This window comes from Azospirillum argentinense, from assembly GCF_000632475.1.
Taxonomy (GTDB): domain Bacteria; phylum Pseudomonadota; class Alphaproteobacteria; order Azospirillales; family Azospirillaceae; genus Azospirillum; species Azospirillum baldaniorum.
This window is the reverse complement of the sequence record NZ_CP007794.1, coordinates 843904-856489: the sequence shown is the minus strand read 5'-3', so window position 1 is coordinate 856489 and position 12586 is coordinate 843904. Positions and strand designations below refer to the sequence as shown.

The 12586-nt window shown below is 69.5% G+C and carries 8 protein-coding genes; 5 read left to right on the top strand and 3 right to left on the bottom strand.

Features of this window, described 5'->3' with window-relative positions:
• Positions 1–175: 175 nt before the first annotated feature.
• The 3 genes from ABAZ39_RS18040 to pyk all read left to right on the top strand — a co-directional run bounded on the left by ABAZ39_RS18040 (position 176) and on the right by pyk (position 6901).
• The gene (locus tag ABAZ39_RS18040; protein WP_040134246.1) at positions 176–1600 is read left to right on the top strand and encodes an FAD/NAD(P)-binding protein; all 1425 of its coding nucleotides are present in this window, start codon (positions 176–178) and stop codon (positions 1598–1600) included.
• A 646-nt stretch (positions 1601–2246) separates the two neighbouring features.
• A complete protein-coding gene (locus tag ABAZ39_RS33145; protein ID WP_051658227.1) occupies positions 2247–5183 on the top strand; it encodes an FG-GAP-like repeat-containing protein in 2937 nt (978 codons plus the stop codon).
• Between the two features lie 299 nt (positions 5184–5482).
• Positions 5483–6901, top strand: coding sequence for a pyruvate kinase (gene pyk, locus ABAZ39_RS18030; RefSeq protein ID WP_014198596.1), 1419 nt, complete (start codon positions 5483–5485; stop codon positions 6899–6901).
• A 107-nt stretch (positions 6902–7008) separates the two neighbouring features.
• Here the strand turns inward: pyk and ABAZ39_RS18025 are convergent, their stop codons facing one another.
• Positions 7009–8010, bottom strand: a complete 1002-nt coding sequence (locus tag ABAZ39_RS18025; protein WP_040134245.1) for an aldo/keto reductase — start codon at positions 8008–8010, stop codon at positions 7009–7011.
• Between the two features lie 150 nt (positions 8011–8160).
• On the opposite strand from ABAZ39_RS18025, the gene ABAZ39_RS18020 reads away from it, so the two are divergent.
• Positions 8161–9069 carry a LysR family transcriptional regulator gene (locus ABAZ39_RS18020; RefSeq protein WP_040135487.1) on the top strand — a complete coding sequence of 303 codons (909 nt, stop codon included), beginning with the start codon at positions 8161–8163 and terminating at the stop codon, positions 9067–9069.
• Positions 9070–9073: 4 nt separating this feature from the next.
• Here the strand turns inward: ABAZ39_RS18020 and ABAZ39_RS18015 are convergent, their stop codons facing one another.
• Both ABAZ39_RS18015 and ABAZ39_RS18010 read right to left on the bottom strand, forming a co-directional pair.
• A complete protein-coding gene (locus ABAZ39_RS18015) occupies positions 9074–9838 on the bottom strand; it encodes a metallophosphoesterase family protein (protein WP_063922676.1) in 765 nt (254 codons plus the stop codon).
• A 199-nt stretch (positions 9839–10037) separates the two neighbouring features.
• Positions 10038–10727 (bottom strand): hypothetical protein, encoded by a 690-nt coding sequence (locus ABAZ39_RS18010; protein ID WP_040134244.1) that lies wholly within the window; start codon positions 10725–10727, stop codon positions 10038–10040.
• 189 nt (positions 10728–10916) lie between these two features.
• Between ABAZ39_RS18010 and ABAZ39_RS18005 the strand changes: the two genes are divergently transcribed.
• Positions 10917–12578, top strand: a complete 1662-nt coding sequence (locus ABAZ39_RS18005; RefSeq protein ID WP_040134243.1) for a CorA family divalent cation transporter — start codon at positions 10917–10919, stop codon at positions 12576–12578.
• Positions 12579–12586 lie beyond the last annotated feature (8 nt).

Below are 12586 nucleotides of genomic sequence, written 5' to 3'. Positions count from 1 at the left end.
TCCTGATGGTCGAGGGGAATCAACAAGTTTTACAAGTTGTTTCCGATGCACGGCATATGAAAGCACATGCGATACGGCAAAAGCCAACTTGTTAAATAGGGATTCATGGTGCTCTAATGATGTCAATTCGGGGGCGCCCCGCGGGGTGCTGGACACAGGGAGAGGAACGACGAGCATGCCGTCCCACGACACCGCGCACAGCATCGCCATCGTCGGCGCCGGCTTCACCGGCAGTATCCTGGCGGCCCACCTTCTGCGCAAGGCGGAGGAGCCGACGCGCATCCATCTGATCGAGCGCGCCGGGACCCTGGGCACCGGGCTGGCCTATTCCACCGACAGCGCGGCGCATCTGCTGAACGTGCGCGCCTACAACATGAGCGCCTATCCCGACGACCCGCGCCACTTCCTGCGCTGGCTGTGGGCGAAGGATCTCGGCGGCGACGTGCCGCCCAGCGGCCACGCCTTCGTGTCGCGCCGGCTCTACGGCGCGTACATCCAGGACGTGCTGCGCGAGGCGCAGGCGGAGGCTCCTGCCCATGTGACGCTCGACACGGTGCGGGCGGAGGTGGTCGATGCGGCGGTGGATGGCTCGGCCGACGGCGGCGTTCGTCTTCGGCTCACCAGCGGGGAAAGCCTCGCGGTGGACCGGGCGGTGCTCTGCGTCGGGCATTTTCCGCCGTCGCCGCCGCGCATCGCGGCGCCGGAGGTCTTTGCGTCGGAGCGCTTCATCGGCGATCCCTGGAACCGCGAGGCCGTCGCCGCCATCGATCCGGACGCGCCGGTGCTGATTCTCGGCACCGGGCTGACGATGGTCGACGTGGTGCTGTCCCTGGAGAACCAGGGCCACCGCGGCCCGATCCTGGCGCTGTCGCGTCGCGGCCTGCTGCCCACCACCCATCTGGAGACGCGGCCCTTCAAGAGCTTCGTCCATCCCCAGACGATGCCCGGCACGGTGCTGGACGTGCTGATCGCCCTGAAGGCCGACGTCCGCCGCGCGCGGGAGGAGGGGTTGGACTGGCGGGCCGCCTTCGATTCCCTGCGGCCCTTCCACCCGCTGATCTGGAAGCATCTGCCGTTGGAGGAGCGGCAGCGCTTCCTGCGCCACGCCCGGCCCTATTGGGAGGTGCACCGCCACCGCATGGCGCCGGAGGTGGCCGCGCGCATCGAGGCGTTGCGTGAGAGCGGACAGCTGACCGTCCGTGCCGGCCGCCTCCAGTCGCTGGCCCCGACCCCCGACGGGGTGGAAGCGACGGTCCGCGCGCGGGGCGCCGAAGACGCGTTCTGGACGCGGACGGTTGGCGCCATCGTCAACGCGACGGGCACCGAATGCGACTTCGGGCGCATCCGCCATCCGTTGATGCGCGCCTTGCTCCAGCAGGGTCTGGCCCGTCCCGATCCCTTGCGCCTCGGCCTCGACGTGACGGAGGAGGGGGCGTTGATCGGGGAGGACGGGGCGGTGTCCGACCGCCTCTTCGCGCTCGGCCCGGTCAGCCGCGCGCCGTTCTGGGAAATGACCGCGGTTCCCGAATTGCGCAGCCAGTGCGCGGACGCCGCGCTCACGCTCGCCCGCCGAGGCGTCAGGAGAAGTCTCCCCGCATAAGCGCACTGGTGATGTGCTTGTTTCGAACCATGAAGCCGGCTTCGTGGATGAAATTCCTGCGCCTGTTGTGATCCGGGCGTTGAGGAACGTTTTTGGTTTGCCGCAGCGGGCGTAATCCCCGGAAACCGCCTCGTCGGCGCGGCCATCGTGGGGCGCGCTTGAACGCCGCGGTGGCGATTCCGGAAGGGCCTGACGCCCCCCGGTCGGATTAGACAAAGCCCGAACGAGGCCTGTGGCGCCGCGGACTCCTGGGGAAAACCCCCCAATTGTTTGAGCGCTGCACGTTTGCCAACATGGCCGCCAGGCGATCAAGCGCCTGTTGCTCCACATGGGAGATTTCTATGCACGGCTGGTGATCGACATGGCACCCGGCGAATCCATCCGCGCCGGTTCGGCAATGCTCCACTCGCTGCACCTCGAAGACGGATCGCCGTGGCCGCTGACCGCCGGAACCGGTGGTCCGGCCACGGTCGACCCTGCCGTGATCGGCTCGGGTCGGCCCGTTCCGCCCCCGGCCGGGGCTTCGCCGCGGTGGACATCGTCACAGGGCCACCGGCCCACCCCGTCACATCCTCCATGATTTGAAGAACCACCGCGGGGTCGGGGGGCGTCGCCCTGCCGTCCGATCGCGAAGGAGAGTAAGGACATGAGCGACCCGACCTTCGCCCTGGAGACGATCAATCCTTTCGGGATCAGCGGCTTCGGCATCCGTGTCTCTCTGGACTTCGCGGATCTCGACGGCGACGGCGACCTCGACGTTCTGGTCGGCAACGACCGAGGCGACTCGGTGGTCTACCGGAACGTCGGGACGGCGACGGCTCCGAGCTTCACCCTGGTCGGCACCAACCCCTTTGGTCTCGGAAACGTCGGTTCCTATGCCGACGCCGCGTCCACCTTCGCCGACATCGACGGCGACGGCGACCTCGACGTCTTCATCGGCAACAATCAAGGCGACACGGTGGTCTACCGGAACGTCGGGACGGCGACGGCTCCAAGCTTCACCTTGGTCGGCACCAACCCCTTCGGCCTCGGCGACGTCGGCAGCTTTGCCGCGCCGGACCTCGCCGACATTGACGGTGATGGCGACCTCGACGTTCTGATCGGCAACAGCAGCGGCAACACGGTCGTCTTCCGCAACGTCGGGACGGTGGAGGCGCCGAGCTTCACCCTGGTCGGCGTCAACCCCTTCGGTCTCGGCGATGTCGGCAGCGACGCCGCGCCGGACCTCGCCGACATTGACGGTGATGGCGACCTTGACGTGCTGATCGGCAACGACAATGGCGACATGGTCCTTTTCCGGAACGTCGGAACGGCAGCGGCGCCAAGCTTCACCCTGGTCGGCACCAACCCCTTTGGCCTCGGCCATGTTCGCGATTGGCCCACTCAGTATTCCGTGAGCCTCGTCGCTATTTTGTCGGCCACGCCGGACCTCGTCGACATCGACGGCGATGGCGACCTCGACGTCCTGCTCGGCGTCAACTACGGAACCATCGTGCTGCTCCGCAACGGGCCGCCGCCGCCCGCCGCCCCAACGGGCCTTGCGCTGACGGCGGCCTCCAACAGCGGCTCGACCGCCGACACGCTGACCAACATCACCACGCCGACGATCGCCGGCACGGCGGCAGCGGGTGCGACGGTGGTGCTGTACCAGGGCGCGACGGCGCTGGGCACGGCGACGGCCGACGGTGCTGGCCAGTGGACGGTGACGTCGGCCTCGCTGAGCGACGGCGCCCATTCCCTGACCGCCAAGGCCAACAATGCCGACGGCACCTCGACCGCCTCGACGGCGCTGACGGTGACCATCGACACCACGCCACCCACGGCGACGGTGCAGTTCGAGGACGACCGCATCGATGCGGTGGAGCAGACCAGCACCGCCTTCACCATCACCGACGGCGAGCCCGGGGCGGCCTACAGCTGGACGATCACCTCCTCGGGGGGCGGCCAAGTGACTGGCAGCGGCCTGCTGAACGCGGGTACGAACCGAATCGACGGACTGAACCTGTCGGGCCTGGGCGACGGCACCCTCACCCTGGCGCTCAGCCTGACCGATGCTGCCGGCAACAGATCCCCGCTGCTCGGCGCGACGACGCAGAAGCTGACGGCGGCCGTGGACGGGCCGACGGAACAGATTGTCGACGGCACCACCGTCCACCGTTCGATCACCACCGGCGCCGGGGGCAATCGCATCGTCACGGTGCGCATCGAAGCGCCGACCGCGGACCGTCAGGAGGACGGCAGCACGCCCAACCCCGATCTGGCCGACGTGCCGGTCGTTCAGGAGGAGATAGTCGACGCCCAGACCGCGCAGACATCCACGGTCACCACCCTGATGCTCAGCGTCCAGACCGGCGTTGCGGTCACCGCCTCGGGCCGCGCCGAGCGGGTCAGCGCCGCCGACACGGGGGACGGCCTGATCACCGCCATCGAGGACTGGACGGAGGAAGGCTCCCCCTCGCGCATCGGCCTGTCCGGCGGCGGAACCAGTTTCCTGGCGACACTGCCGGCGCAGGCCCAGCTGCTGGTCCGCGCCATCGACTTCACCGCGCCCGGCGTGGCCGCCGGCCAGGCGGTGCAGACCAAGGTGACCGGCACCACGCTGGGCGGCACCGGCCCGACCAGCACGGCGCCGACCGCGGTGGTGCTCAACACCACGGGCCTGGCCGGGCCGGTGACCATCCAGCTCGACAACGTCGAGTTCGCGGCGGTGGTCGGCAACGCCACGCTGGTCGGTGGCGACGGCGAGCAGATCGTCTACGGCGACGACCACGAGCAGTACATGCACCTGGGCGAAGGCGACGACCTCCTGCACGGCGGCGGCGGCAACGACACGATCACCAGCGCCGGCGGCAACGACACGCTGTACGGCGACGAGGGCGACGACCTGGTGCACGGCGGCGAGGGCGACGACTGGCTGTTCGGCGGGTCGGGCAACGACCTGATCGGCGGCGGCACGGGCGACGACCGCGGCTTCGGCGGCGAGGGCGACGACGTGCTGTTCGGCGAGGAGGGCGACGACACGCTGACCGGCAACGAGGGCAACGACACGCTGAGCGGCGGGGCGGGCAACGACCTGCTGTTCGGCGAGGACGGCGACGACCTTCTGTACGGCGACGAGGGCGACGACACGCTGAGCGGCGGGGCGGGCAACGACACGGCGCTGGGCGGGTCGGGCAACGACCTGATCGCTCTGGGGTCGGGCAACGACCTGGGGCTGGGCGGCGAGGGCAACGACACGCTGTTCGGCGAGGAGGGCGACGACACGCTGTTCGGCGGGGCAGGCGACGACGTGCTGCACGGCGGGGCCGGCAACGACGTGCTGTTCGCCGACGGCGGGGCGGACACGCTGTGGGGCGGCAGCGGGGCGGACGTCTTCGCCTTCGGACGCAGCTCGGGCGGGTCGGTGGTGATGGACTTCGAAGTGGGAGTGGACCGGCTGGCCTTCTATGAGGCCGGCGTCGACCTCGGCGCGGTGATCCGCTCGGCGCGGGTGGAGGGCGGCAACACCACGCTCGACGTCGGCGGGGGCAACCGCATCACCATCCTCGGCCAGACCGGCAACGTCGCCGCCTGGTTCGGCTGAGCGGCGGCGCCGCCGTCGGAGTTGGCGAAGCGGCCCAGCGCCCGAGCCCACAGTGGCGGCCTTGCGTGACCGTTCGTTGACGGTTCGATGATGATTGGGGTGCGAACGGACGCGGGAACCGGCCCGGCGACGGCGGCTCTGCCACAGCCGGGCATTATTGCGGGCTCGGTGGTTGTCAGCGGGCCGTTACCCACCAATGTGAACGGCAGCCGGGCGGTTCCATGACCGCCCGCTTCCCACCCGGCATGCCCGCCGTTCGACACTCCATCAAGGAGGCGGCCCCAAGAGGCCGAAATTATATGCGTCGTCACCGCCGCGCGAAGATCGTTGCCACGGTCGGTCCCGCCAGCAACACGCCCGAGATGCTGAAGCGGCTGTTCCTGGCCGGCGTCGATACCTTCCGCCTGAATTTCAGCCATGGGACGCACGAGGATCACGCCAAGGTCCACGCCGCCATCCGCGCCCTGGAGGCCGAGATGGGCCGCCCCATCGGCATTCTTCAGGATCTGCAGGGACCGAAGATCCGCGTCGGCACCATCCGTGACGGCAAGATCACCGTCGCCGCCGGCGAATCGATCCGCTTCGTCCTGTCCGGCGCCGACGGCGACAAGACCGCGATCCCGCTGCCCCATCCGGAAATCTTCGCGGCGGTGATGCCGGGCCACAATCTGCTGATCGACGACGGGCGCGTGCGCGTCGCCGTGACCGGGCTGGGCGACGACTACATCGACGCCAAGGTGGTGATCGGCGGGACCATCTCCAACCGCAAGGGCGTCAATCTGCCCGACACGGTGCTGGAGCTGTCGCCCCTGACCGCCAAGGACCGCGTCGACCTCGCCTTCGGGCTGGAGCTGGGCGTCGACTGGGTGGCGATGTCCTTCGTGCAGAAGCCCGCCGACCTGCTGGAGGCCCGCGGGCTGATCGGCGACCGCGCCGGGCTGATGTCGAAGATCGAGAAGCCGGCGGCGCTTGACCGCATCGACGACATCATCCGCCTGTCGGACTCGGTCATGGTCGCCCGCGGCGACCTGGGCGTCGAGATCCCGCACGAGGAGGTGCCGGGCCGCCAGAAGGAGCTGGTGCGCGCCTGCCGCCTCGCCGTGAAGCCGGTGATCGTGGCGACGCAGATGCTCGATTCCATGGTCAACGCGCCGACCCCGACGCGGGCCGAGGCGTCCGACGTGGCGACCGCCATCTATGACGGTGCCGACGCGGTGATGCTGTCGGCGGAATCGGCCAGCGGCGCCTTCCCGGTGGAGGCCGTGGAGATGATGGACCGCATCATCCGCAGCACCGAGCAGCACAAGCTCTACCGCTCGATCATCGACGCGTCCGACCCCGGCGAGGAGCAGACCGCGCCCCACGCGGTGGCCGCCGCCGCCGCCGATCTGGCCGAGGTGATCCACGCATCGACCATCGTCGCCTACACCTCCAGCGGCACCACGGCCGCGCGCATCGCCCGCCGGCGTCCGGCGGTGCCGATCCTGGCGATCACGCCGCACGCCGCGGTGTCGCGCCGCCTGTCCCTGCTCTGGGGCGCGCACAGCGTCCTGTCCGCCGACATCCACACCTACGAGGAAATGGTCGAGCGGGCGCTGGGCTTCGCCAAGGAGGAGGGCTTCGCCAAGCCCAACGACCAGATGGTCGTGGTGGCCGGCATTCCCTTCGCGAAGGCGGGGACCACCAACAACCTGCGCGTGGTGCAGGTCGAGGGGTAAAGCGTCGGCGCTGGTGCCCTCTCCCTAAACCCTCCCTCGCTTCGCAGGGGAGGGGATAAATCTCCCTCTCCCGCGAAAGCGGGGGAGGGCCGGGGTGGGGGCAAACCTTACGGCTTCTTGTACGTCTCGCTGTCCATATGGGCGAGCTGCGCCGCCGGGTAGCGCTCGCCCGCCGCGGCGCCGGGAGGCAGGGCTTCGGCCAGCTGTGCCAGATCCTTCGCCGACAGGGTGAGGTCCAGGGCCCCCAGCGCCTCGGCCAGACGGTCGCGGCGGCGGGCGCCGACCAGCGGGACGATGTCGTGGCCCTGAGCCGCCACCCAGGCGATGGCGACCTGGGCGACCGAACCGCCGATGCGCTGGGCGATCTCCCGCAGACGCTCGACCAGCGCCAGATTCCGGTCCAGATTCTCGCCCTGGAAGCGCGGGCTGCGGCTGCGGAAGTCCTGGCCCGTGCGGTCCTTGCTCCAGTGACCGCTGATCAGGCCGCGCGACAGCACGCCGTAGGCGGTGACGCCGATGCCAAGCTCCCGGCAGGTGGGCAGGATGGCCTCCTCGATGCCGCGGGAGATCAGGGAGTATTCGATCTGCAGGTCGCTGATCGGGTGCACCGCGGCGGCGCGGCGGATGGTGTCCGGGCCGACCTCCGACAGGCCGATGTGGCGGATGTAACCGGCCTTCACCATGTCGGCCATGGCGCCCACCGTGTCCTCGATGGGGACGCTCGGGTCGAGCCGCGCCGGGCGGTAGATGTCGATGTGGTCCACCCCCAGCCGGCGCAGCGAGTAGGTCAGGAAGTTCTTCACCGCCGCCGGGCGGGAATCGTAGCCGTTCCAGCCCATCTGCGGATCGCGCAGGGCACCGAACTTCACGCTGATGAGCAGCCCGTCGCGGTCGCGCCCGCGCAGGGCGTCGCGGATGAGCAGTTCGTTGTGCCCCATGCCGTAGAAATCGCCGGTGTCGAGCAGCGTGATCCCGGCGTCGAGCGCCGCGTGGATCGTGGCGATGCTCTCCTCCTGGTCGGCGGGGCCGTAGAAGTCCGACATGCCCATGCAGCCGAGACCGATGACCGAGCTGACGGGGACGGCGGCCCCGAGCGTGCGCTGTTCCATGTTCCTGATCCTCTCCGTCCGTCGCGGCGCCGTTCCAGCGCCGCCTTGCCCTGAATGATGACCCGGGGATGATGACCCGGCGCCATTGATCCGATAAGCTGGACAATGCCGAACGGGCTGTTCACGGCATCGAACAATCGGAACCCGGGAATGGACGACACCGACCTGCGCGACCTGCAAGCCTTCGCCGCCGTCGCCCGCCATCGCAGCTTCCGCCGCGCGGCGCTGGAGCAGCGCGTGTCCGTCTCCAGCCTCAGCCAGCGGATGCGGGAGCTGGAAGAGCATCTCGGCGTCCGCCTGCTGAACCGCACCACCCGCAGCGTCGCCCCGACCGAGGCCGGGGAGCAGCTTCTGCGCCGGCTGGAACCGGCGCTGGGCGAGGTGGCCGGTGCCCTGTCCGACCTGCGGGAGCGCCAGGGGCGGCCGGCGGGGCGGCTGCGCATCAACGCGCCGGCCCCGGCGGTCGATCTCGTGCTGGCCCCGATGGTCACGCCCTTCCTGACCCGCTTTCCGGATGTGGAACTGGAAATCACCGTGGACATCGCCCTGATCGACATCGTGGCGCAGGGCTACGACGCGGGCGTGCGCTACGAGGAACACCTGGCGCAGGACATGATCGCGGTGCCGCTCGGCCCGCCGCAGCGCTTCGTGCTGTGCGCCGCGCCGTCCGTGCTCGACCGTTTCGGGGTGCCGGAACGGCCCGAGGACCTGCTGGGCAAGCCGAGCGTCTCCACCGTCTACGCCAGCGGCGCCCACCCGCCCTGGGAGTTCGAGAAGGACGGCCGCATCGTGCGCATCCAGCCCGGAGGACCCTTCCACGCCGGGCACACCGGCATCCAGCTGCGGGCGGCGCTGGACGGGTTGGGGTTCCTGATGACCTTCGATGAGTATGTGCGCGAGCACATCGCCGCCGGCCGTCTCGTCGCCGTGCTGGAGGACTGGAGCCAGAGCTTTCCCGGCCCCTTCCTCTATTACCCCTCGCGCCGCCAGCCTCCGGCGTCGCTGCGCGCCTTCCTCGACTTCCTCAAGGACTGGCGCCGTCAGGCCGCCACGCCGTGAGGCGTCAGATGGTGCAGAGGAAGCGGCGCTCGCCGCCCTCCAGGACCAGCGCGGTCAGCCGGTTGGAGGCGTAGGCCCCGGTGTCGATGCCGATGCGGTTGGAGCGGATGTCCGGCTGCTCGACGATGGTGTGGCCGTGCACGACGAGCTTGCCATGGTCGAGGTGGGAGGTCAGGAACTCCCGCCGGATCCACAGCAGATCCTCGTCCCGCTGGCGGTGCAGCGGCAGGCCGGGGCGGATACCGGCGTGGACGAACAGATAGTCGCCGATGGCGACGCTGGAGCGCAGCCCGGCCAGGAAGGCCCGGTGATGGGGCGGCAGGGCGGCGGCGAAGCGCTGGCGGGCTTCGTCCACATGCTCCGGCGGGGCGCCCTCGACGGGGGCCGGAACGCCGTAGCTGGCCAACGTCGCCCGCCCGCCATAGTCCAGCCAGTCCGGCCCGGCCTCCGGCTTCTCGATGAAGTCCATCATCGCGGCCTCGTGGTTGCCGCGCAGGTGGATGGCGCCGAAGCCGGGCAGGGGCTCCCGGCACAGCCGTTCGATGACCATCGCGGAGTCCGGACCGCGGTCCACATAGTCGCCGAGGAAGACCAGATACTTGACGAGGTCGGCGCCGCTCGCGGCGTCGCGGTCGATCTGCGCCAGCAACTGGTCCAGCAGATCCAGGCGTCCGTGGATGTCGCCCACCGCGTAGACGCGCACGCCCCGCGGCACATGGCTCGCGACGGGCTCCTGGTCCGACCACAGTTTGCGCGCAAAGCCGAACACGCTCCGCTCTCCTCCGTCTTCGATGGGTGGGTCCTGCCTTGACAGGATGGGGATGACGGCGCGCGCTCTCAAGTCGGACAGCCGCTTGCCCGGACCGCCTTCACCGAATTCATCCTCATGGGGCGAGTCGGACGGCAAAGAGTGGGTGCGGTCAAGCGGCTGGAATGGGTACCCCGAACGGCGTTCCTTGGCGGCGCCGTCAGGAGCCGGGCATGGCCCGGTCCAGCGCTTCCAGCAGGCCGCCCAACCGGAACTCCACGGTCCGCCGGTCGAGCCGCGGCCAGTGATAGACCTGCGTCGCGCCGCCGGCCTGCTTTTGGAACTCCAGCCGCAGCGGGCGGTCCGAGCGGATCAGCGGCATCAGGCGCTCCATCGGGCCGCAGGTCAGGCCGATGCGTTGTGGTTCCTTGATGGCGGCGAAGCGCCTCAGCATTTCCGTACCGGCGTCCTCGTCGGCGACGGCGCCCTCGGCCACCTGACTCAGGAAGCGGGTGAATTCGGGCGGCCCCCCTTCCGGTGCCGTGTCGGTCGGGCCTGCGTCATCGAGCGCATCGGCGAGGTCGGAAAGCTGGCGCGGCGTGTAGAAACGTTGTAGCGGGGCGCCGTCCACCGCCAGGGTGACCGGGTGGGCGAGCGCTATGGGCTCGTCGAACACGATGTAGAGGGAGGTGCAGGCCGCGTCGCGCACCGCGCTGATGCTCAGCTCGCCGAGGCCGCCGCGGTTGTCGGGGAAGGGCTGGACGGCGGACACGGTGCAGCGCCGCCCGGCGCCCTCGCCGGCGCAGACGGTGTCGGAGACAGCCTTGGAGACAGAGGCCTCCACGGCCAGGGCGGACGTGGCCGTTCCCAGCCCGGCCACCAACAGGAACAGCCCGATCCGGCGCGTCATCGGCAAATGAATCCTCCTCCGGCGCATGATCTGAACGGGGGACGCTACCAGGGCCGGGCTTTCGTCCTGGTTAATGGTCCGGTTCGATTGGGTGGTGCGAACGCCCGGCAATCCCATCTTGGTGCGGCGTTTTCGCCGGTCCGGACTCTGCTAGGATGTGGGAAAAGAAGGACAAGGGGGAGGGGCGCCATGGACGAGAGCCCGATCCGCGTGCGCCGGTTTCGCGAAATCCTGCTGTGGCCGGTGCAGTTGATGCCGCTGAAGGCGGGCGCGCAGATCCAAAACCATTGGGAATGGCTGGGCGGGCCGGGCTGCCCCTGGCAGGAGGTGGCGGACGAGTTCACCCAGGACCCTGGTGAATTCAGCGAGCGCCATTACAGCGAGTTTGTGTCCTTCCTGCCCTATGTGCAGCGCTTCCTCTATGGCGAGGGGGAATCGCGCGACCACCGGCCCGGCTATGGCGGTTCTCCGATCCGCGTCTTCCGGCGGCGCGACGTGGCGGCGCTGACGGTCACCCTGCGGCGGGGGCAGGCGCCGCTGCGCTTCGCCATCGCCCATGTCGATCTGCATTTCTTCCACGACGTCGATGTGGCGATCCTCGTCGTCGAGCTGTTCGGCGAGGACCTGCCGCTGGACCGCGTGCAGGACACGCTGTTCCGGCTGGGCCGCACCTATCCCCCCGCCTGGGAACCGGACGGCAGCGCCGCGCAATGCCCGCACCGCGTCGAATGGATCGGCACCGACGGCGCCGTGCTCGCCGTTTCCGACTATGAGCGGAAGGCCGATTACCTGTCCTTCGTGTGCCGCCACCGGGCACCGCGCATCGCCGCCCACTGGTCGTTCCTTCTGCGCCCCCTGGTCCACCACCATTCGGAGGAAACCGGGCTGCTGCGCTACCGCCAGCTCGAATATCAGCGGATGCCGGCCATGGCCTATCTGTCGCTGGACGAGCCGGAACGGCTGGAACGGGCGGACTGGGTGCGGCTGGGCTTCGCAACGTCCCCTGGCTTAGGACCCAGCGAGGTGATGCCCTTCGCCCCCGCCTTCCTGGAGGGGTTCGAGCAGCGCTACTGCTACGACCGCTACTGGGACCCGCGGGCGCCCGGCGCCTGGACGCGCAGCCGCATCCTGTGCTGCGGCCATTCGCTGGTGATGGTGGGGCCGGAGGGCGACGCCTTCTTCACCGACGCGGAAACCGGGCTGCTCGGCCAGTTCCGGCACCAGTATTTCCTGCTGGGGCTGGTCGTGCATTTCCACCGGGCGGCGCTGGTGATGCTGTCCGACCGGCTGGTGCTGGCGGTCAGCCAGCTCGACATCGGCACCGTGGAGTCGGTGAAGCGGTTCAAGCGCGACATCCGGCAGGTGTTCGAGATCTTCCTGCGCTTCACCCACCGCTACTGGTTCCATGAGCTGTCGATCCAGGGGCCGCTGCGCGACCTGTTCCGCCTGTGGGCCGGGCATCTCGGCACCGACCGCCTTTACGCCGAGGTGCGGGACGAGGTTCAGGACATGTCTGATTACCTCGACAGCGACGGGCTGCGGCGGCAGGCCAACACGGTGCTGCGGCTGACCGTGGTCACGGTGGTCAGCACCATTGGCACGCTGGTCACCGGCTTCCTCGGCATGAACCTGCTCGCCATGGCCGACGACCCGCTGCCGGCGCGCATTCTGTTCTTCCTATTCATCCTGCTGGCGACGGTCGGCCTGATCGCCTTCAGCGTGATGCGCTCCAAGCGTCTGGCCGACTTCCTGGAGGCGCTGTCGGACGAGCGGCTGCCGGGCCGGAGCAAGCTGGCGCTGCTGGCGAAGGTGTGGGAACGCCCGAGTCGCCGCGCCGGACCGCCCTTCTGAGCGGGTGG

What these genes read in the sequence shown, in the direction of transcription:
- ABAZ39_RS18040 (WP_040134246.1), top strand. Translation starts at nt 176, where the DNA reads ATGCCGTCCCACGACACCGCGCACAGCATCGCCATCGTCGGCGCCGGC.
- ABAZ39_RS33145 (WP_051658227.1), top strand. Translation starts at nt 2,247, where the DNA reads ATGAGCGACCCGACCTTCGCCCTGGAGACGATCAATCCTTTCGGGATC.
- pyk (WP_014198596.1), top strand. Translation starts at nt 5,483, where the DNA reads ATGCGTCGTCACCGCCGCGCGAAGATCGTTGCCACGGTCGGTCCCGCC.
- ABAZ39_RS18025 (WP_040134245.1), bottom strand. Translation starts at nt 8,010, where the DNA reads ATGGAACAGCGCACGCTCGGGGCCGCCGTCCCCGTCAGCTCGGTCATC.
- ABAZ39_RS18020 (WP_040135487.1), top strand. Translation starts at nt 8,161, where the DNA reads ATGGACGACACCGACCTGCGCGACCTGCAAGCCTTCGCCGCCGTCGCC.
- ABAZ39_RS18010 (WP_040134244.1), bottom strand. Translation starts at nt 10,727, where the DNA reads ATGACGCGCCGGATCGGGCTGTTCCTGTTGGTGGCCGGGCTGGGAACG.
- ABAZ39_RS18005 (WP_040134243.1), top strand. Translation starts at nt 10,917, where the DNA reads ATGGACGAGAGCCCGATCCGCGTGCGCCGGTTTCGCGAAATCCTGCTG.